17 protein-coding genes are annotated in these 19,019 nt (G+C 67.2%); 14 read left to right on the forward strand and 3 right to left on the reverse strand.

From position 1 onward, the window contains the following. Positions 1-3 precede the first annotated feature (3 nt). From E3N86_RS11375 to dnaE, 9 genes are all read left to right on the forward strand, one after another. Positions 4-1,053 carry an FtsQ-type POTRA domain-containing protein gene (locus E3N86_RS11375; protein WP_134511964.1) on the forward strand — a complete coding sequence of 350 codons (1,050 nt, stop codon included), beginning with the start codon at positions 4-6 and terminating at the stop codon, positions 1,051-1,053. A gap of 141 nt (positions 1,054-1,194) precedes the next feature. Beyond that, entirely contained in the window at positions 1,195-2,379 is a 1,185-nt protein-coding gene (ftsZ, locus tag E3N86_RS11380) for a cell division protein FtsZ (RefSeq protein ID WP_104099517.1), read from the forward strand. A 34-nt stretch (positions 2,380-2,413) separates the two neighbouring features. After that, positions 2,414-3,109 carry a YggS family pyridoxal phosphate-dependent enzyme gene (locus E3N86_RS11385; RefSeq protein WP_104194790.1) on the forward strand — a complete coding sequence of 232 codons (696 nt, stop codon included), beginning with the start codon at positions 2,414-2,416 and terminating at the stop codon, positions 3,107-3,109. Between the two features lie 35 nt (positions 3,110-3,144). After that, positions 3,145-3,711: a cell division protein SepF gene (locus tag E3N86_RS11390; RefSeq protein ID WP_104099515.1), complete on the forward strand. Its 567-nt coding sequence runs from the start codon at positions 3,145-3,147 to the stop codon at positions 3,709-3,711. Between the two features lie 8 nt (positions 3,712-3,719). Beyond that, positions 3,720-4,016: a YggT family protein gene (locus tag E3N86_RS11395; protein WP_104099514.1), complete on the forward strand. Its 297-nt coding sequence runs from the start codon at positions 3,720-3,722 to the stop codon at positions 4,014-4,016. 144 nt (positions 4,017-4,160) lie between these two features. Continuing rightward, on the forward strand, positions 4,161-4,763 hold the full coding sequence (locus tag E3N86_RS11400) for a DivIVA domain-containing protein (protein WP_134511965.1): 603 nt from the start codon (positions 4,161-4,163) through the stop codon (positions 4,761-4,763). Then, positions 4,753-5,310 carry a signal peptidase II gene (lspA, locus tag E3N86_RS11405; protein ID WP_233191149.1) on the forward strand — a complete coding sequence of 186 codons (558 nt, stop codon included), beginning with the start codon at positions 4,753-4,755 and terminating at the stop codon, positions 5,308-5,310. Before E3N86_RS11400 ends, lspA begins: the two co-directional genes overlap by 11 nt. Before the next feature lie 8 nt (positions 5,311-5,318). Next, entirely contained in the window at positions 5,319-6,239 is a 921-nt protein-coding gene (locus tag E3N86_RS11410) for an RluA family pseudouridine synthase (RefSeq protein ID WP_104099511.1), read from the forward strand. 107 nt (positions 6,240-6,346) lie between these two features. After that, complete coding sequence (gene dnaE, locus E3N86_RS11415) at positions 6,347-9,814, forward strand: DNA polymerase III subunit alpha (protein ID WP_104099546.1); 3,468 nt, start codon at positions 6,347-6,349, stop codon at positions 9,812-9,814. A gap of 231 nt (positions 9,815-10,045) precedes the next feature. On the opposite strand, the gene E3N86_RS11420 is transcribed toward dnaE, so the two are convergent. Continuing rightward, positions 10,046-12,445, reverse strand: a complete 2,400-nt coding sequence (locus E3N86_RS11420) for an excinuclease ABC subunit UvrA (RefSeq protein ID WP_174843018.1) — start codon at positions 12,443-12,445, stop codon at positions 10,046-10,048. Between the two features lie 309 nt (positions 12,446-12,754). On the opposite strand from E3N86_RS11420, the gene E3N86_RS11425 reads away from it, so the two are divergent. Continuing rightward, positions 12,755-13,537: a 1-acyl-sn-glycerol-3-phosphate acyltransferase gene (locus E3N86_RS11425; RefSeq protein ID WP_134511966.1), complete on the forward strand. Its 783-nt coding sequence runs from the start codon at positions 12,755-12,757 to the stop codon at positions 13,535-13,537. Here the strand turns inward: E3N86_RS11425 and E3N86_RS11430 are convergent. Beyond that, the gene (locus E3N86_RS11430; protein ID WP_104100025.1) at positions 13,534-14,076 is read right to left on the reverse strand and encodes a flavin reductase family protein; all 543 of its coding nucleotides are present in this window, start codon (positions 14,074-14,076) and stop codon (positions 13,534-13,536) included. The genes E3N86_RS11425 and E3N86_RS11430 overlap by 4 nt on opposite strands. 72 nt (positions 14,077-14,148) lie before the next feature. On the opposite strand from E3N86_RS11430, the gene hisD reads away from it, so the two are divergent. Genes hisD through E3N86_RS11445 form a run of 3 tightly spaced genes read left to right on the forward strand, consistent with a single transcriptional unit; the run spans position 14,149 to position 17,039 of the window. Next, positions 14,149-15,462 (forward strand): histidinol dehydrogenase, encoded by a 1,314-nt coding sequence (gene hisD / locus E3N86_RS11435; protein ID WP_104100024.1) that lies wholly within the window; start codon positions 14,149-14,151, stop codon positions 15,460-15,462. A gap of 12 nt (positions 15,463-15,474) precedes the next feature. Further along, the gene (gene nrdR, locus E3N86_RS11440; RefSeq protein ID WP_104100023.1) at positions 15,475-15,993 is read left to right on the forward strand and encodes a transcriptional regulator NrdR; all 519 of its coding nucleotides are present in this window, start codon (positions 15,475-15,477) and stop codon (positions 15,991-15,993) included. An 8-nt stretch (positions 15,994-16,001) separates the two neighbouring features. Next, complete coding sequence (locus tag E3N86_RS11445) at positions 16,002-17,039, forward strand: quinone-dependent dihydroorotate dehydrogenase (protein WP_134511967.1); 1,038 nt, start codon at positions 16,002-16,004, stop codon at positions 17,037-17,039. A 42-nt stretch (positions 17,040-17,081) separates the two neighbouring features. Here E3N86_RS11445 and E3N86_RS11450 read toward each other — a convergent pair whose 3' ends face one another. After that, the gene (locus E3N86_RS11450; protein WP_233191253.1) at positions 17,082-18,110 is read right to left on the reverse strand and encodes an App1 family protein; all 1,029 of its coding nucleotides are present in this window, start codon (positions 18,108-18,110) and stop codon (positions 17,082-17,084) included. 204 nt (positions 18,111-18,314) lie between these two features. On the opposite strand from E3N86_RS11450, the gene E3N86_RS11455 reads away from it, so the two are divergent. Next, positions 18,315-18,968: a TetR/AcrR family transcriptional regulator gene (locus tag E3N86_RS11455; RefSeq protein WP_134511968.1), complete on the forward strand. Its 654-nt coding sequence runs from the start codon at positions 18,315-18,317 to the stop codon at positions 18,966-18,968. Positions 18,969-19,019 lie beyond the last annotated feature (51 nt).

Consider the following 19,019-nt stretch of genomic DNA (forward strand, 5'->3'; position numbering starts at 1 on the left):
ATCATGAAGCGGCCCGAGGGCTACGACCGCCCGCCGGCAGGCGCTGAGCGGGCCGCGGGGCCGAAGACGACCGCCGCGAAGAGCGCCGGCGCGAAGCCTGCCGCAGCGAAGACAGCCCGTCCCAAGCCGGGAGGACGCCAGTCGAGCGGTCGCAGCGACCACACGAATACCGAGCCGATCACGCTTCCCGCCGCCGACACGATCGCACCCGTGTCCCGGCTGCGGGCGCCGGACTCTTCCCTTTCGTCCGCGCCCGCATCCACGGAGCCCCGCGACTCTGCGCTGACTCCGGCCGGGGCCAGACGCAAGCTCCGGGCAGCCCGTCGTGCCCGCAAACTCTATGAACGGGAGGAGGTGCGCCGCTTCACCTGGCGCTCCCGTCGGCGGCGCAACGTCTGGCTGGCGGCGCTCGGCACCCTGGCCGCGCTCGTCACCTTCGTGCTCGTCGGCACCTTCTCGCCCCTGATGGCGCTTCGCACCATTGAGGTCGTCGGGGCGAACCGGGTGCCCTCCGAGAAGATCCGATCGGCCCTCGACGACCAGCTGGGCACGCCGTTGCCGCTCGTGGACTTCGACGCGGTGCAAAAGGAGCTGTCCGCCTTCACCCTGATTCAGAGCTACGTCACCGAGAGCCGTCCGCCGAACACCCTCGTCGTGCGCGTCGTCGAGAGGGAGCCCGTCGGCGCCCTCGTGACCGAGTCCGGGTTCGACCTGGTCGACGCGGCCGGGGTAGTGATCCAGAGCAGCGCGGAGCGCCCCGCCGGGTACGCCACGATCGATGCGCGGGCCGGGGTCGGCAGTGCCGGCTTCCGGGCGGCGGCTGCCGTGATCGCGGCCCTGCCGGCAGACATCCGTTCCACCCTCGACACCGTCACCGCCGCCACCACGGACGACGTCACCCTCACGCTCGTGGGGGGCGCGCGCGTTGTGTGGGGGAGTGCGGAGAAGTCGGACTTCAAGGCGGTCGTGCTCGCGGCCCTGATCGTGAGCCACCCGGTCGGCAGCGTCGGCGAGTACGATGTGTCCTCCCCGGATAGCGCCGTTCTCCGCTGAGATCTTGGTTGGATCTTCGCGACACGCGGGCGCGCCTCCCCGAGCCTGTTCGGCTGGCGCATAACTTTCTAAGCAGGAATTGCATACTCAGCATAACTTTAAACTTCGACAAGAGGTTTAGGGTTCCACCGGAGGCCGGACGTGTCAACAACAAATCAGAACTACCTCGCAGTCATCAAGGTTGTTGGAATCGGTGGCGGCGGTGTCAACGCCGTCAACCGCATGATCGAGCTCGGCCTCCGCGGAGTCGAGTTCATCGCCATCAACACGGATGCCCAGGCGCTGTTGATGAGCGACGCCGACGTCAAACTCGACGTGGGCCGAGATCTCACCCGCGGCCTGGGCGCCGGCGCCGACCCTGAGGTCGGCCGCCGCGCCGCCGAGGATCACGCCGAAGAAATCGAAGAGGCTCTGGCCGGCGCGGACATGGTCTTCGTCACGGCCGGCGAGGGTGGTGGAACGGGCACCGGCGGTGCGCCGGTCGTCGCCCGCATCGCCAAGTCCATCGGCGCGCTCACCATCGGTGTCGTCACCAAACCCTTCGGCTTCGAGGGCAAGCGCCGCCAGGCTCAGGCCGAGGCCGGCGTCGCCTCCCTCAAGAACGAGGTCGACACCCTCATCGTCGTGCCGAACGACCGCCTGCTGGAGATCAGCGACCGCGGAATCAGCATGCTCGAGGCCTTCGCCACGGCTGACCAGGTGCTCCTGGCCGGCGTGCAGGGCATCACCGACCTGATCACCACCCCCGGTCTGATCAACCTCGACTTCGCCGACGTCAAGTCGGTAATGCAGGGTGCCGGCTCCGCGCTGATGGGTATCGGCTCGTCCCGCGGCGCGGACCGAGCCATCAAGGCGGCCGAACTCGCCGTTGCGTCCCCGCTGCTCGAGGCCTCGATCGACGGCGCCCATGGCGTGCTGCTCTCGATCCAGGGTGGCTCCAACCTCGGAATTTTCGAGATCAACGACGCCGCTCGCCTCGTGCAGGAAGCCGTGCACCCGGAAGCCAACATCATCTTCGGTGCCGTCATCGACGACACCCTGGGTGACGAGGTGCGGGTTACCGTCATCGCTGCCGGATTCGACGGCGGTGAGCCCGGTGCCAAGGCGGTCGAGGTGCGCCGCGCAGACCTGGTCGCCGCCGGTGTCGCGGTCGGCGCGGGCGTGGGCACGGCGGGTGCTGCGGCGGTCGGCGCGACCGACTCGGCTCCCTACACGGATGCCGCGGCCTCGTCGGTCTGGTCCGGCGTCGAGCCCGGTGCGGCAGTGGCCGACCCGGCCTTCGAGGAAGACCCGGACGACCTGGACATCCCGGACTTCCTCAAGTAGTGCCGCAGGCAGCGAGAATGCCGATGGCAACCAGATGAGTGAGTCGGTCAGGCCCGGGGCCGGTGGCCTCGCGGAACGGTTGACCGCCGTTCAGGGTGGGATCGTCGCCGCGGCTGCCGCCGCCGGGCGCGACCCGGCGGAGCTCACCACGATCGTCGTGACCAAGTTCCAGCCCGTCTCGCTCCTCCAGGAACTTGCCGCCCTCGGCGTGCGCAACTTCGGGGAAAGCCGCCACCAGGAAGCCCAGGCCAAGGCCGCCGAGCTCCTCCAGCTCGACCTCACCTGGCATTTCGTGGGCCAGGTGCAGGGGAAGAAGGCCCGGCAGGTGCGGGCCTACGCCGACGTCATCCACTCCGTGGATCGAGCATCACTGGTCGATGCATTGGCGTCGGAGGATTCGGTCGTCGACTGCTTCGTGCAGGTGAACCTCACGGATGACCCGTCTCGCGGCGGAGTCGCTCCGGGGGAGCTGCCCAAGCTCGTCGAGCACGTGCTCTCCACGGCCGGACTGCGGCTGATCGGGCTGATGGCGGTGGCCCCGCTCGGTGCCGAACCGCGCCCATCCTTCGCCCGGGTTCGCGAACTGGGCGAGCAGATTCAGCAGTTCGCGCCGAACGCGAAATCCTTGTCCATGGGCATGTCCCAGGACTACGCGGAGGCGATCATCGAAGGGGCGACACACCTTCGAATTGGCACAGCAATCACCGGGAATCGCCCGGTATCCGGTTAATCTGGACAAGAAGAATCACCAACACGGAGGTCGAGATGTCCAACCCGCTCAAGAAAACCATGGTTTACCTGGGTCTGGCAGACGAGGAACTCGAGTACGAGGCGCCCACTGCTGCGCCCGCATCGACGGCCACTCACTCGACGGCGACCGGCGCTGCGGCATCGAAGTCCGCTGCTCCCCACTCCGCCCCGAATTCCTCGCACGCCGCGTCGTCCGCGTCGTCGTCACACACCGCCGGCGCACCCGCCTCGGCCGGTCGCGCATCGGTGACACCGCTGCGCAAGACCTCCGCTCCGAAGAATGTGGCTGCCTCAGACATGAATGAAATCCTCACCGTCCACCCGCGTCAGTATAAGGACGCTCAGGTGATCGCGGAGTCCTTCCGCGATGGAATCCCGGTCATCATCAACCTGTCTCAGATGAGCGACGCCGATGCGCGCCGCCTGATCGACTTCGCCAGCGGTCTGTCCCAGGGTCTGTACGGGAAGATCGAGCGCGTCACGGCGAAGGTCTTCCTGCTTTCCCCGTCCCACGTTGTCGTGTCCGGCGACAATGCCGCGGAGGACTCCGATGCCGAGGCGTCCTTCTTCGCGCAGTCGTAGTTACCGCCGTGTTTGCCGTCAGCCTGATCGGTGCGATCGCCTACTACGCCCTCCTGCTCTACTTCTTCGTGATGTGGGGTCGGTTCATCATCGACCTCGTACGCAGTGTCAACCGGTCTTGGCGGCCGCAGGGCCCCCTGCTCGTCGTGATCGAGTTGGCCTATTCCCTGACCGACCCGCCGATCAAGTTCTTCCGCCGGCTCCTGCCGCCGCTTCGAGTCGGCCCGATCGCCTTCGACTTCGGCTGGAGCATCACCATGCTCTGCGTCATCGTCGGCATGTCGATCACCGGGCTCATGCGCTGACCGATACCTCGCGCCCCGGACTGGGCATGTATTCTTGTCCGACGGCGTGCCGGGCTGACGCGGTCTGACTACGCGTCGGACCTTGATAGCGTTGGTTGAACGCAAACACAATGTTCGCAACTCGAGTTTTAAGGGTGGAAAGCCATGGCGCTAACTCCGGAAGATGTAGTCAACAAGCGGTTCCAGTCGACTAAGTTCCGCGAAGGATACGATCAGGACGAGGTCGATGACTTCCTCGACGAGGTCGTCGTTGAACTTCGCCGACTGAGTGCGGAAAACGAGGAGCTCAAGGCTCGCGTCAGCTCTGGCGGCGCAGCGGAGGTCGCACCGGCGCCCGAGGCCGTCGCGGAGCCCGTCGTGGCTCCCGCCGTCGTGGCCGCACCGGTTGTCGCCGGGCCCATCGACGAGACCGCCGGCACGACCAACCTTCTCCAGCTGGCTCGTCGCCTGCACGAGGAGCATGTCAAGGAGGGTGCCGAGAAGCGCGATGCACTTATCGCCGAAGGCCACGCCACCGCAGCCCGTCTCGTCGCCGAGGCCGAAGCCAAGCAGCGCGCGCAACTCAGCATTCTCGACCAGGAGCGCTCCGTCCTCGAGACCAAGATCGACGATCTGCGCACCTTCGAGCGCGAGTACCGCCAGAAGCTGAAGAGCTACATCGAGACCCAGCTGCGCGACCTCGACGCCACGTCGCCGGTCGAGTCGAGCAACGCTTCGAAGTCGAGCTTCCAGAGCTTTGGCGCCTAAGGTTCGAACGAAGAAGCGCCCCGGTGCGTTGATCCTCCTGGCCGTCGTGGCCCTGGGGATTTACGCTCTGGATCAAATCAGTAAGTACCTCATCGTCAGCAGACTGACCGAGGGTGACATCGTCCGGGTTCTGGGAGACGTGCTGCAAATGCACTTCGTCCGGAACCCGGGCGCTGCCTTTTCCCTGGCAGCCGGCATGACGTGGATCTTCTCGATCATCGCCGTGGCCGTGGTGGTGCTCATCGTCTGGTTCGCCGGGCGCATCCGCTCTTTGGCCTGGTCTGTCGTCTTCGGGCTCCTGCTCGGCGGCGTGCTCGGCAACCTGACCGACCGGCTGCTGAGGGAGCCGTCCTTCGGCCTCGGTCACGTGATCGACTTCATTTCCACGCCCTGGCTGATCCCCGCCATCTACAACGTGGCGGACATGGCGATCGTGTCGAGCATGATCATCTTCATGTATCTGACCATTCGCGGAATCGGCCTTGACGGTCGCCGCACCGACGCCTCGGACCCGTCCGAATCCACCCCCACCCAGATAGCATCCTGATTCTCGCCATGGAAACACGCTCCCTTCCTCTTCCGGACGGACTCGCCGGAGTCCGCGTCGACGCCGGCATCGCCAAGCTCTTCGGCTTCTCGCGCAGCTTCGCGGCCGAAGTCTGCGAGGCCGGCGGAGTCACGTTGGACGGGGTCGTGGCCGGTAAATCCGACCGGTTGCACGGCGGTGCGTGGCTGGAGGTGTCCTGGCAGCCCAAGGAGGCCCTGGCGATCGTGCCCATCCCAGTGCCGGATCTCACGATCGTGCACGACGACGAGAGCATCGTGGTCATCAACAAGCCGTCCGGGGTGGCCGCGCATCCGAGTGTGGGCTGGACCGGTCCCACCGTGGTCGGCGCGCTCTCCGCGGCCGGCTACCGCATCGCCACCTCCGGGGCCAGCGAGCGGGCCGGGATCGTGCACCGCCTCGACGTGGGTACCAGCGGTCTGATGGTCGTCGCCAAGTCGGAGACCGCGTACACGGCGCTCAAGCGCGCCTTCCACGACCGCGAGGTCGAGAAGATCTACCACTCCGTCGTTCAGGGTCACCCCGATCCGAGCACGGGCACGATCGACGCGCCGATCGGGCGCCACCCGCGGTCGGACTGGAAGTTCGCGGTCATCGCCGGCGGCAAGGATTCCGTCACGCACTACGAGACGCTCGAGGCCTTCCCCTCGGCGTCACTGGTGGAGGTGCACCTGGAGACGGGGCGCACACATCAGATCCGGGTGCACATGGCCGCCCAGCGACATCCGTGCGTGGGTGACGCCATGTACGGCGCGGATCCCTCGATCACGGCGCGCCTCGGCCTGACCCGCCAGTGGCTGCACGCCAAGCAGCTGGCGTTCCACCACCCGGACACTCGGGAGTGGGTCACCTTCACCACCGACTACCCGGCCGACCTCGCGCACGCCCTCGACGTGCTGCGCGACGCCTGACGCGTAGCGCCCAATTACAACACCTCGGAGCCGTTTTGTCCTCTCAGAATAAGTCGGGTGGATCGACAGATTCCTTCGTGCACCTGCACGTGCATAGCGAGTACTCGATGCTCGACGGCGCCGCGCGGGTCAAACCGCTGATCAACGCGGCCATCGAGCAGGGGATGCCGGCGGTCGCCATCACCGACCACGGCAACGTGTTCGGTGCGTTCGATTTCTGGCGAACCGCGACGGAGGCCGGCATCAAGCCGATCATCGGCACCGAGGCGTACATCACCCCCGGAACCAACCGGCGAGACAAGACCCGGGTGCGCTGGGGAACCAGCGGTCAGAACCGTGACGACGTCGGTGGCGCCGGTTCGTACACGCACATGACGCTGCTCTCGGAGACTACGGCCGGTATGCACAACCTGTTCCGGCTGTCGTCCAAGGCCAGCCTGGAGGGGTACTACTTCAAGCCCCGGATGGACCGGGAACTGCTCGCCGAGTTCTCGGGCGGGTTGATCGGCACGACCGGGTGCGTGGGCGGCGAAGTGCAGACCCGCCTGCGCCTCGGCCAGTACGACGAGGCGAAGAAGGCGGCCGGGGAATTCCAGGACATCTTCGGCAAGGAGAACTTCTTCTGCGAGATCATGGACCACGGCATCGACATCGAGCGCCGCACCATGACCGACCTGCTCAAACTCGCCGGCGAACTCAAACTGCCGCTCGTGGCCAGCAACGACCTGCACTACACCCACGCCCACGACGCGACCGCCCATGCGGCCCTGCTCTGCGTGCAGTCGGCCTCGACCCTCGACGACCCGAACCGCTTCAAGTTCGACTCGAACGAGTTCTACCTGAAGACCGCAGCGCAGATGCGGCATCTCTTCCGCGAGCACCCGGAATCCTGCGACAACACGCTGCTGATCGCCGAACGCTGCCAGGTGGAGTTCAACACCAAGGCCAACTACATGCCCCGGTTCCCCTGCCCGGAGGGGGAGAACGAGGAGAGCTGGTTCGTCAAGGAGAACGAGATCGGGCTGGCCAAGCGCTACCCGAACGGCATCCCGGACGATGTGCGCAAACGAGCCGACTATGAGATCGGCATCATCATCCAGATGGGCTTCCCCGGCTACTTTCTCGTCGTGGCCGACTTCATTATGTGGGCCAGACAGCAGGGCATCCGGGTAGGTCCCGGCCGTGGGTCGGGCGCCGGTTCGATGGTCGCCTACGCCATGGGCATCACCGACCTGGACCCGCTCGTGCACGGGCTGATCTTCGAGCGGTTCCTGAACCCTGACCGCGTCTCCATGCCCGACTTCGACGTGGACTTCGACGAGCGTCGCCGCGGCGAGGTCATCCACTACGTGACCGAGAAGTACGGCGAGGAGCGCGTCGCCCAGATCGTCACCTACGGCACGATCAAGGCCAAGCAGGCCCTCAAGGATGCGTCCCGGGTGCTCGGCTTCCCCTTCGGTATGGGGGACAAGCTCACCAAGGCCATGCCGCCGGCGATCATGGGCAAGGACGTGCCCCTGACCGGCATGTTCGACAAGGACCACGCGCGCTACCGCGAGGCCGCCGATTTCCGCGCCGTGATCGAGTCCGACCCCGAGGCCCGCACCGTCTTCGACACCGCCCTCGGCCTGGAGAACCTCAAGCGTCAGTGGGGCGTGCACGCCGCCGGGGTGATCATGAGCTCCGACCCGCTGATCGACATCATCCCGATCATGAAGCGTGAAGCGGATGGCCAGGTCGTCACCCAATTCGACTACCCGGCCTCTGAGGCCCTCGGCCTGATCAAGATGGACTTCCTGGGATTGCGCAACCTCACCATCATCGACGACACCCTCGACAACATCGCCGTGAACCGCGGGCACCGGCCCGTACTCGAAGAGTTGGGGCTCGAAGACCCGGCCGCCTACGAACTGCTCGCCCGTGGCGATACCCTCGGGGTGTTCCAACTCGACGGCGGGCCCATGCGATCGCTGCTTCGCCTGATGAAACCCGACAATTTCGAAGACATCTCGGCCGTCATCGCGCTGTACCGGCCCGGCCCCATGGGTGCCAACTCACACACCAACTACGCGCTGCGGAAGACCGGCCAGCAGGAGATCATCCCGATCCACCCGGAGCTCGAGGAGGCGCTGGCCGACGTCATCGGCACCACCTACGGCCTGATCGTGTACCAGGAGCAGGTCATGTCGATCGCGCAGAAGCTGGCCGGGTTCTCTCTCGGCCAGGCCGATCTGCTGCGCCGCGCGATGGGCAAGAAGAAGAAGTCGGAGCTGGACAAGCAGTTCGAGGGCTTCTCCGGCGGCATGGTCGCCAACGGCTACTCCATGGAGGCGGTGAAAACCGTCTGGGACATTTTGCTGCCGTTCTCCGACTACGCCTTCAACAAGGCGCACTCGGCTGCCTACGGGGTGCTCTCGTACTGGACCGCGTACCTCAAGGCGAAGTACCCGGCCGAGTACATGGCCGCGCTGCTGACCAGCGTCGGCGACTCCCGCGACAAGCTCGCGCTGTACCTGAACGAGTGCCGCCGGATGGGCATCCAGGTTCTGCCGCCCGACGTGAATGAATCGATCGGGTACTTCGCGGCCGTGGGCACGGACATCCGTTTCGGGCTCGGCGCAGTGCGCAACGTGGGATTCAACGTGGTCGACGCGATCCGCGCCGCCCGCACCGAGAAGGGCGCGTTCGAGTCGTTCCACGACTTCCTGCGCAAGGTGCCGATCCCGGTGGCGAACAAGCGCACGGTCGAGTCCTTGATCAAGGCCGGCGCATTCGACTCGCTCGGCGCGACCCGCCGGGCCATGTTCGAGATCCACGAAGCCGCGGTCGAATCCGCCGTCAAGATCAAGCGCGACGAGCAGCACGGCATGGTCGGCTTCGACTTCGACAGCCTCTTCGACGACCCGCAAGAGAGTGAGCAGGTTCCCGACCGTCCCGAATGGAGCAAGAAGGAGAAGCTCGCGCTCGAACGCGACATGCTCGGGCTCTACGTCTCCGACCATCCGCTGGCCGGGCTAGAGCTCCCGCTGGCCAAGCACGCCAGCACGACCATCGTGGACCTGGTGGGATCGGAGCAGACGCAGGATGCCGACACCGTCACCATCGCCGGGCTGATCACCAGCGTGCAGCACCGGATCGCGAAGAAGTCGGGCAACCAATACGGCATCATCCAGGTCGAGGATTTCGGTGGGGAGATCGCCGTGATGTTCATGGGCAAGGCCTATCAGGAGTTCTCGTCCGACCTGGTCAGCGACTCGGTCGTGGTCGTGCGGGGCCGGGTAAGCCTGCGCGACGATGGCATGAACCTGCACGCGTACAGCATTTTCGCGCCCGAACTCGGCTTGGCCTCGGACACCGGCACGCTGACCGTCACGCTGGCGGAATCCCGGGCCACGACCGACACTGTGACGGCGCTGGGCGAAGTCATCACCCGCCACATCGGCAGCTCCGAGGTGCGGATCAAGCTGGTGAAGGGCCATACGGCGCGAGTGTTCGAGCTGCCCCATCATGTGAAGATCAGCGCCGACCTGTTCGGGGAGCTCAAGAGCCTGCTCGGGCCGAACTGCCTGACCTAAAAGAGCGAGTCCTGGCCGACCGCTGGTGTCGCCCTCGGCAAGTCAGAGCTGACGGCACGCCGTGGACGCTGTTCCTCACCCGTAACGCGAAGTGCCCGGTGTCGAACCAATTCGACGGAGATTCTCGTGTGAAACCGCTTTCTCGGGGTGGAATGGGGCCGATTCGGCCACAATCTCCGTCGAATTCGTTCGGGACAGACCTGACTGGCAGCACCGTGAGGCGCGCTGCCGTCAGGCTCTACCGACGTAGGCCGCGAGGTGCTGGCCGGTGAGGGTGGAGCGGTCGGCGACCAGGTCGGCCGGTGAGCCCTCGAAGACGATCCGGCCGCCGTCGTGACCGGCGCCGGGTCCGAGGTCGATGATCCAGTCGGCATGAGCCATCACGGCCTGGTGATGCTCGACGACGATGACCGACTTGCCGGAGTCCACGATTCGGTCGAGCAGGCCGAGCAGCTGCTCGACGTCGGCGAGGTGGAGTCCGGTGGTCGGCTCGTCGAGCACGTAGACGCCGCCCTGCGCAGCCAGGTGGGTGGCCAGCTTGAGCCGCTGGCGCTCGCCCCCCGAGAGCGTCGTGAGCGGCTGGCCGAGGCTGAGGTAGCCGAGCCCAACGTCGGCAAGCCCGCCCAGGATGGCGTGGGCGGCCGGCGTGCGCGCCGCACCGGCGCCGAAGAACTCCCGGGCCGCGGTCACCGACATCGCGAACACCTCACTGATATCGCGGCCGCCGAGGCGGTACTCCAGCACGGATGCCTCGAACCGCTTCCCCGCGCAGACCTCACAGGTGGTGGCGACGCCCGCCATCATGGCCAGGTCGGTGTAGACGACGCCGGCACCGTTGCAGTTGGGGCAGGCACCCTCGGAGTTGGAGCTGAACAGCGCGGGCTTCACGCCGTTGGCCTTCGCGAAGGCCTTTCGGATCGGGTCGAGCATTCCCGTGTACGTCGCCGGATTGCTTCTGCGGGAACCGCGGATGCCGCCCTGATCGATGGACACCACGCCCGCGCCAGCGGGGATCGACCCTTGCACGAGCGAGCTCTTTCCGGAGCCCGCGACCCCCGTCAGCACGACGAGCACGCCGAGCGGGATATCCACGTCCACTTCCTTCAGGTTGTTCTTCGTCGCGCCGCGAATCTCCAGCGTGCCCGTGGGGGCGCGCACCGCGGGCTTGAGTGCCGCGCGATAGTCGAAGTGGCGGCCGGTGAGGGTGCCGCTGGTGCGTAGACCCTCCACGGTGCCCTCGAAGCAGACGGTGCCGCCCGCCGCGCCGGCGCCGGGTCCGAGATCGACGACGTGGTCGGCGATCACGATCGCCTCCGGCTTATGCTCCACGACGAGCACCGTGTTGCCCTTGTCCCGCAGCTGCAGCAGCAGTGTGTTCATGCGCTCGATGTCATGGGGATGCAGCCCGATGGTGGGCTCGTCGAAGACGTAGGTGACGTCGGTGAGTGAGGAGCCCAGGTGCCGGATCATCTTGGTGCGCTGGGCCTCCCCGCCCGACAAAGTACCGGCCGGCCGGTCGAGCGAAAGGTAACCCAACCCGATCTCCACGAACGAGTCGAGGATCTGGCGCAACGCCTGCGTGAGCGGGGCCACCGACGGCTCACTCTGGCCGCGAACCCACCCGGCCAGGTCGCTGATCTGCCAGGAACAGGCGTCGGCGACGCTCACTCCGGAGATCTTCGACGAGCGAGCCGCCTCGCTGAGGCGGGTGCCGCCGCACTCGGGGCAGGTGGCGAACGTGACCGCGCGCTCCACGAACGCGCGGATATGCGGCTGCAAAGCGGCGACATCCTTGGACAGGAAGGACTTCTGAATCTGCGGGATGAGGCCCTGATACGTCAGGTTGATCCCGTCGACCTTGATCTTGGTCGGCTCCTTGTAGAGCAGGTCGTCCAGTTCCTTCGTGCTGTACCGATGAATTGGCTTGTCCGGGTCGAACCAGCCGCAGCCGCGGAAGATGCGGCCGTACCAGCCGTCCATCGTGTAGCCCGGGATCGTGAGCGCGCCCTCGTTGAGCGACTTGGAATCGTCGTATAGCGCGGAACGATCGATGTCGTTGACGGTGCCCATGCCCTCGCAGCGCGGGCACATGCCGCCGGTGATGCTGAAGCTGCGCCGCTCCTTCACGGTCTTCCCGCCGCGCTCGAGCGTCACCGCCCCGGCACCACTGATCGAGGCGACGTTGAACGAGAACGCCTGGGGCGATCCGATGTGGGGCTGACCGAGCCGGCTGAAAAGGATGCGCAGTAGCGCGTTGGCGTCGGTGGCGGTCCCGACCGTGGAACGGGAGTTGGCCCCCATTCGCTCCTGGTCGACGATGATGGCCGTGGTCAGACCATCCAACACGTCCACCTCGGGGCGCGCCAGGTCCGGCATGAATCCCTGCACGAACGCACTGTAGGTCTCGTTGATCAGCCGCTGCGACTCGGCGGCGATCGTGCCGAACACCAGTGAGCTCTTGCCCGAGCCGGAAACGCCGGTGAACACCGTCAGCCGCCGCTTCGGGATGTCGAGGCTGACATCCCTGAGGTTGTTCACGCGCGCGCCCCGCACCCGGATCCGGTCGTGGCTGTCGGCCACGTGCGGCGCGGGCATGCTCGTGCTCGCGGCGCTGCTCAGGTCAGTGCTCATGGTGTCTCCCTCTGGTGGCCGGTCCGCCCACGTGGTCTCGGTAGTCGTCGCCTGGTCGAGTCAACCAGCTTCAAGGCCGGTTGCTGCGGTTCCGCCGTGGATGATTCCAGTGTCAGTGCGGTCGAGGCTGTGTGCAAGCTCCATAACCGACGACACAGACGGGGGTGGAAGTTCGCGGCGCAGGTTCTGGAGCCGGGCGAGCGTTAGAACGTGCGCCCACGTTTACGGGTGCGCCGCGAGTGCGAGCCGGGTCCCGAAAGGCTCGTGGGACGGACGCGGAATCCCGCACGCAGGTCGTAGCCTTGAGGTATGAGCACAGGCACTCGGGAACCTCTGTACACCACGGCGATTCTGGCCGGGCGGGCCGTGTTCGGCCTGCTGCGGCTGAAGCCATCCGTGACCGGTCTGAAGAATCTTCCGGACACTGGGGGGGCGGTGCTGGCGATCACCCACTTCGGCTACATGGACTTCGCCCTGGTCGAGTGGATGCTGTGGCAAAAGAACCGACGTCACATCCGTTTCATGGCCAAGAAGGGCGCGTTCGACCAGAAGCTCGTGGGCGTGCTGCTGCGCGGCATGCGTCATATCTCGGTCGACATGAAGGCAGGGGCGGAGGCTTACGGCCAAGCCGTGACCGCGCTGCGGGCGGGCGAACTGCTCGGCGTGTTTCCGGAAGGCGGCGTGAACGCCTCCTTCACCGTACGCGAGTTGAAGTCGGGTGCCATCCGGATGGCCGCCGAGGCCGGGGTCCCCGTGATCCCGATCGCGGTCTGGGGCGGGCACCGCGTGCTCACGAAGAACCACAAGCCGGCCCTGCGCGAGCTGTTCGACGTGCCCATCCGCTTCGCCGTCGGCGAGCCGTTCACGGTCGCGGCGGGGGAGGGCACGCAGCCGATGACGCTGGCACTCCACGACACACTGCAGGGTCTCGTCGACAAACTGCAGAAATCCTATCCGGTGGACGGCGCCGGCCAGTGGTGGCAGCCGCGGCACCTGGGCGGCACCGCGCCCACACCGGAGGAGGCCGCCGTTGCCGAGACCGAGCGGCGCCGGCGTCGCGACGAGGCCGGCGCAGCCCCGTCCAGGGGCTAGGCCGGGGCGCCGGGCACGCGGTAGGTGCGCTCGTAGTACAGCAGGGCCTCGTCGTTCTCGCCCATGCCGCCTTCCTCGATCTTCACGACCACGACGGCGCTGTTGTGCACCAGTGTGCGTTCGATGATTCGCCCGACCATCCACGAGGTGACGCCCTTCAGCACAGGCAGGCCGTGGGGTCCGGGCTGCCAGTGGTCGCCGATGAAGCGCTGGTTCGCGGGACCCGACATCACCTCGGCGACGGCACGATTGTGCGCCCCGAGGATGTGGATGACGACCCGGTCGCTCTCGGCGATCGCCGGCCAGGTGCTGGCTGACCGGGCCATGTTGAAGGTGGCCAGCGGCGGAACGGACGACAGCGACGCCAGCGAGGTGGCGGTGAATCCCACCGGGGCGCCGTCCGGGCGCAGCGCGGTGATCACCGCGACACCGGCGGCGTGACGCCGGAAGGAATGTTTGAAGGCGGCCAGGTCCAACGGTGCATTGGGATCTTCGGCCAGCGGTACGGTGGCGGGCTGGGGTACTTCGGTGTCGCTCATGTGACTGAATCAATCTCCTCACCATTGAGCCTATTCCCGGTGCACGGGAGTTGATGGCTAGGCTGGAACGCGATGATCCAGACTATTGACCTCCGAGGGACCCGGCCCACTCCGGCGGAATTGCTTGCAGCCGTCCCGCGTGCGCTCACCGACGTGACCGCGGCCAGCGACGTCGCAGCCGAATTAATCAACGATGTGCGGGCCAGAGGCGAGGATGCCCTCCGCGACCAGGCGGAACGCCTCGACCGGGTGCGTCCGTCCCATGTGCGGGTTCCTGCGTCCCACGTCACCGAGGCACTGGCCGGGCTCGACCCGACGGTGCGCACGGCCATCGAGGAGACCATCCGTCGCGTGCGCATCGCCAGCGCGGCCCAAGTGCCGCCGCAGGTGACCACCACGATCGCAGACGGCGCCACCATCACGCAGCGCTGGCAGCCGATCAACCGGGTCGGCCTGTACGTTCCCGGCGGCAAGGCCGTCTACCCGTCGAGCGTCGTGATGAACGTGGTTCCGGCTCAGATCGCCGGCGTATCCTCGATCGCGCTGGCGTCGCCGCCGCAGAGCGACTTCGACGGACGCGTGCACCCCACCATCCTCGCCGTGGCGAGCCTGCTCGGCATCGACGAAATCTACGCCATGGGCGGGGCCGGCGCGGTCGGCGCCTTCGCCTACGGCGTTCCGGGGCTCGGCCTGGACCCGGTGCAGCTCGTCACCGGCCCCGGCAACGTCTATGTGGCCGCCGCCAAGCGGCTCGTGCGCGGGGTGACCGGCATCGACTCCGAGGCCGGCCCTACCGACATTCTGGTCATCGCGGATGAGACCGCCGACCCCCGCATCGTCGCGGCCGACCTGGTCAGCCAGGCCGAGCACGACGAGCTGGCCGCCGCCATGCTGGTCACCGATTCGGCCGAGCTCGCCGACGCCGTCAATCTGCACCTGGTCGACCTGATGCAGAGCACGACCCACAGCATCCGTGTCACCGCGTCCCTGAACGGGCGCCAGTCGGGGATCGTGCTCGTGGACGACCTCGACGCCGCGGCCGCGTTCAGCAACGCGTTCGGTCCCGAGCACCTCGAGATCCAGACGAGCGACCCGGATGCCGTGCTCGCGCTGATCGAGAACGCCGGCGCCATCTTCCTCGGCCCTCATTCGCCCGTGAGCCTCGGCGACTACGTGGCCGGCTCGAACCACGTGCTGCCGACGGGAGGGCAGGCCCGGTTCTCCTCCGGACTCGGCGCCTACACCTTCCTGAGGCCCCAGCAGGTCGTCACGTACAGCCGGGAGGCACTGCGCGAGGTCGCGGACCACATCGCGGCCCTGTCCACGGCGGAGGCGCTGCCCGCGCACGGCGACGCCGTCACGGCCCGTTTCACGACGGCGCTGTAAGCTGGTCACACGATGTTCTGCCCGTTCTGCCGCCACCCGGACTCCCGAGTCATCGACTCGCGCACGAGCGACGACGGACTTTCCATTCGCCGGCGTCGACAGTGCCCTGAATGCGGCCGGAGGTTCAGCACCACCGAGACCGCCAGCCTGAACATCGTCAAGCGCAGCGGGGTCGTCGAGCCGTTCAGTCGCGACAAGATCGTGGCCGGCGTGCGCAAGGCCTGCCAAGGTCGTCCGGTAACGGATTCCGACCTGGCCATGCTTGCCCAGCGGGTGGAGGAGACCATCCGGCAGACCGGCGCGTCGCAGGTGAAGGCGAACGAGGTCGGCCTCGCGATCCTGCCGCCGCTGCGCGAACTTGATGAGGTGGCCTATCTCCGCTTCGCGAGTGTCTACCAGGCATTCGATTCGCTCGAGGATTTCGAGACCGCGATCGCCCGGCTGCGCACCGAACACGGATCCCGCACCGAACACGGCTCCCGCCCCGAGCAGGGCAGCGGCGCGGGCGCCGCACACCCGTCCGAGTCGTAGGCGGCGCCGTGTACCCGCTGATCTTCTCGCTGTTCCTGACCCGCCTCGACCCCGAACGAGCCCACCACCTCGCCTTCACCGTGATCCGGGCGCTGCCCGCGTTCGGTGTCGGCCGGGTCGTGCACCGCTTCACGCGCCCGCGCACCGACCTCGGTGTCCAAACCCTGGGTCTGCGATTCCAGTCGCCGTTCGGCGTGGCCGCCGGCTTCGACAAAGACGGTGAAGCCGTGCTCGGGCTCGGCCAGCTCGGGTTCGGGCACGTGGAGGTCGGCACCATCACCGCCGTTCCTCAGCCCGGAAACCCGAAGCCGCGCCTGTTCCGCCTGATCCCCGACCGCGCGGTCGTCAACCGGATGGGCTTCAACAACGCCGGTGCCCGCGCCGCCCGGGTGCGCCTCGCGCACGTTCGCACCGCTGCCGGTCGCCCGGTCCTCGGCATCAACATCGGCAAGAGCCGCGTCACCGCGGTCGAGGACGCCACCGCCGACTACCTGGTCAGCGCCGCGCTGCTCGCGCCCCTGGCCGACTACCTCGTCGTGAACGTCAGCTCGCCCAACACGCCCGGGCTACGCGGACTGCAGGAACTCGACCGGCTCGCCCCGCTGCTTCGGGCGATCAAGACCGAGGCCGGCGCCACGCCCCTGCTGGTAAAAATCGCCCCCGACCTCGCCGATGCTGAAGTGACCCGAATCTCCGAACTCGTGGTGGAGCTGGGTCTCGACGGCATCATCGCCACGAACACCACGATTTCCCGCGCCGGACTGAAAACGGATGCCGCAACCGTCGAGGCTGCCGGCGCCGGCGGTCTCTCCGGTGCCCCGCTCCAGGCGCGGTCCCTGGCCGTGCTGCGCGTGATCCGGGCCGCTGTGCCCCGCGAGCTGTGCGTGATCTCGGTCGGCGGCGTGGAGACCGCGGAACACGTGGCCGAGCGCCTCGCCGCGGGCGCGACGCTCGTTCAGGGCTACACCGGGTTCCTCTATCGAGGGCCGCTCTGGGCTCGCCAGATCAACCGTGGCCTCGACCGCATCCTCGCCGCAGAACTGTAGAGAACTGAGACAGGCCGTCGAGCCCGCAACACGCCGTCGCGCCTAGATCAGACCGCGGTCCGCGAGCTGCCGGGCCAGGGCCGAGCCGTCCGGCCCGTACACCCAGCGGGGATCGCGGGGCGCGGGCGCGGCATCCTTCGCCCGGCGACCGGCCAGAACGGCCTGGCTGGGGGAGAGCTGGCGGATCGCGACGGCCTCGACATTGTCGGGGAAGTCTCGCTGGAACTCGCTGTAGATGGCCTCATCGTGCTGGCCGTCGTCGCCGAACAGGATCCAGCGGATCTCCGGGAATTCCTGGGCCAGACGGCGCAGGTTGGCCCTCTTGTGGTCCTGGCCGCTCCGGAACCAGCGGTCGTGGGTCGGACCCCAGTCGGTGAGCAGGAGAGCCCCCGACGGGTACAGGTTGCGGTTCAGGAACCGGGTCAGTGTCGGGGCGACGTTCCAGGCCCCGGTCGACAGGTAGATCATCGGGGCACCCTCGTTGACCGCGGCGAGGCGGTCGAGGAGGACCGCCATGCCCGGCGTGGGAACTCGGGCGTGCTCGTCGAGCACGAAGGTGTTCCAGGCGGCGAGCAGCGGGCGGGGAAGGGTGGTCACCATGACCGTGTCATCGACGTCGGACAGGATCCCGCGGCGTACCGTCGGGGCCACGATGAAGAGCGGGGCCTCGACCGGCGCGGCCGTGTCGTCGGTGTGCAGCCGGGCCATCTGCCAGCCCGGGGTGAGCGTGACCGGAATGACGGTGTCGACCACGCCCCCGCGGTCGGCCTGCACCCGGTGGGAGAAACCGTTGATCTCGATGGTCACCGTCACATCGTTGACCGGAACGCTCGTGAAGCTGTGCCAGCCGCGAATTCCGGCCTCGCGGCGGTCGGCGTGCCAGTGGCGCCGTGCCAGCTTGGAGCCGGGCTTGGCCGGTTTGGCCAGAAGCACCCGGCACAGAATGCGTACCCACTCGGTCGTGCCGTAGCCGGCATAGGGGATGACCGTGGGCAGGTAGCCGCGTTTGCGGGCGTGGCGTTCGCGCTTGAAGTGCAGCCAGTCCTCGATGCGGGCTGCGCGATGCATCATCTTCGCTGGCGTGCCCGTGGGCGGGATTCGAGGATATGTCGGCACGTCCCTAGTCTGGCACGCGCATGACGCTACCCGGCATCGAAGTCGGGTCGCCCGGAGAGCCGAGGGTTATTCCTGCCCAATCGGGCGAGACACGCTGTCACGTCACAGTGAGGGGGACATTGCCGCCTAGTATTAGTGACTTAGTCTCAAGGAGGACAAGTGTCACTCAGTGACCTTTTTGGTGGGGATCCTTTTGTGCCGGCCCAGCAGGCCCGCACCGAGCCGATCCAACAGCGCAGCACGGCACGACTGTCCGGTCTGCTCGACGCCGCCGCCGTCGTCGTGGACGAGGTCGGCTTCGACCGCATCACGACCGCGATGGTGGCCGAGCGCGCGGGCGCGTCGATCGGGACCGTGTACCGGTACTACCCCGATCGCGTCGCGGTGCTGCAGGCTCTGCGCGAGCGCGCGGTGCTGCGATTCCGGAGCCGGGTTGCGGAGCAGCTGAAGACGAACGCTCCCCAGGGCTGGTGGCAGGCCGTCGACGTGGCGATCACGGCCTTCGTCGACCTGTACCGCTCTGAGCCGGGGTTTCGCATCATGCATTTCGACGACCGGCAGGGTGTGCCTGTCGTCGTAGACCCCGACACGGGTTACTTCGCCCGCCGGGTGGCCGGCATGCTGGTCGAGGAGTTCGGCCTCGAGGGCGGCGACGAACTGATCTTCCGGCTTGAGGTCGCCGTCGAGATGGGCGACTCGATTCTGTCGCGGGCGTTCCGCTCCGACCCGCAGGGCGATGAGCGGTTCATCGAAGAGTGCCGCGTGGTCACGCATGACTACCTCGCCGGATACTACGGGCCGAGCGTTCGCTAGGAATTCCGCGATCCGGTGGCTCGCGGCGCCGTGTGATGGTTGGGTGGTATA

Origin of the sequence: Cryobacterium sp. Hz7 (genome assembly GCF_004402815.1) — a bacterium.
In the GTDB taxonomy this organism is placed as follows: domain Bacteria; phylum Actinomycetota; class Actinomycetes; order Actinomycetales; family Microbacteriaceae; genus Cryobacterium; species Cryobacterium sandaracinum.

What these genes read in the sequence shown, in the direction of transcription:
- E3N86_RS11375 (WP_134511964.1), top strand. Translation starts at nt 4, where the DNA reads ATGAAGCGGCCCGAGGGCTACGACCGCCCGCCGGCAGGCGCTGAGCGG.
- E3N86_RS11385 (WP_104194790.1), top strand. Translation starts at nt 2,414, where the DNA reads ATGAGTGAGTCGGTCAGGCCCGGGGCCGGTGGCCTCGCGGAACGGTTG.
- E3N86_RS11390 (WP_104099515.1), top strand. Translation starts at nt 3,145, where the DNA reads ATGTCCAACCCGCTCAAGAAAACCATGGTTTACCTGGGTCTGGCAGAC.
- E3N86_RS11400 (WP_134511965.1), top strand. Translation starts at nt 4,161, where the DNA reads ATGGCGCTAACTCCGGAAGATGTAGTCAACAAGCGGTTCCAGTCGACT.
- E3N86_RS11410 (WP_104099511.1), top strand. Translation starts at nt 5,319, where the DNA reads ATGGAAACACGCTCCCTTCCTCTTCCGGACGGACTCGCCGGAGTCCGC.
- dnaE (WP_104099546.1), top strand. Translation starts at nt 6,347, where the DNA reads ATGCTCGACGGCGCCGCGCGGGTCAAACCGCTGATCAACGCGGCCATC.
- E3N86_RS11420 (WP_174843018.1), bottom strand. Translation starts at nt 12,445, where the DNA reads ATGAGCACTGACCTGAGCAGCGCCGCGAGCACGAGCATGCCCGCGCCG.
- E3N86_RS11425 (WP_134511966.1), top strand. Translation starts at nt 12,755, where the DNA reads ATGAGCACAGGCACTCGGGAACCTCTGTACACCACGGCGATTCTGGCC.
- E3N86_RS11430 (WP_104100025.1), bottom strand. Translation starts at nt 14,076, where the DNA reads ATGAGCGACACCGAAGTACCCCAGCCCGCCACCGTACCGCTGGCCGAA.
- hisD (WP_104100024.1), top strand. Translation starts at nt 14,149, where the DNA reads ATGATCCAGACTATTGACCTCCGAGGGACCCGGCCCACTCCGGCGGAA.
- nrdR (WP_104100023.1), top strand. Translation starts at nt 15,475, where the DNA reads ATGTTCTGCCCGTTCTGCCGCCACCCGGACTCCCGAGTCATCGACTCG.
- E3N86_RS11450 (WP_233191253.1), bottom strand. Translation starts at nt 18,110, where the DNA reads ATGATGCATCGCGCAGCCCGCATCGAGGACTGGCTGCACTTCAAGCGC.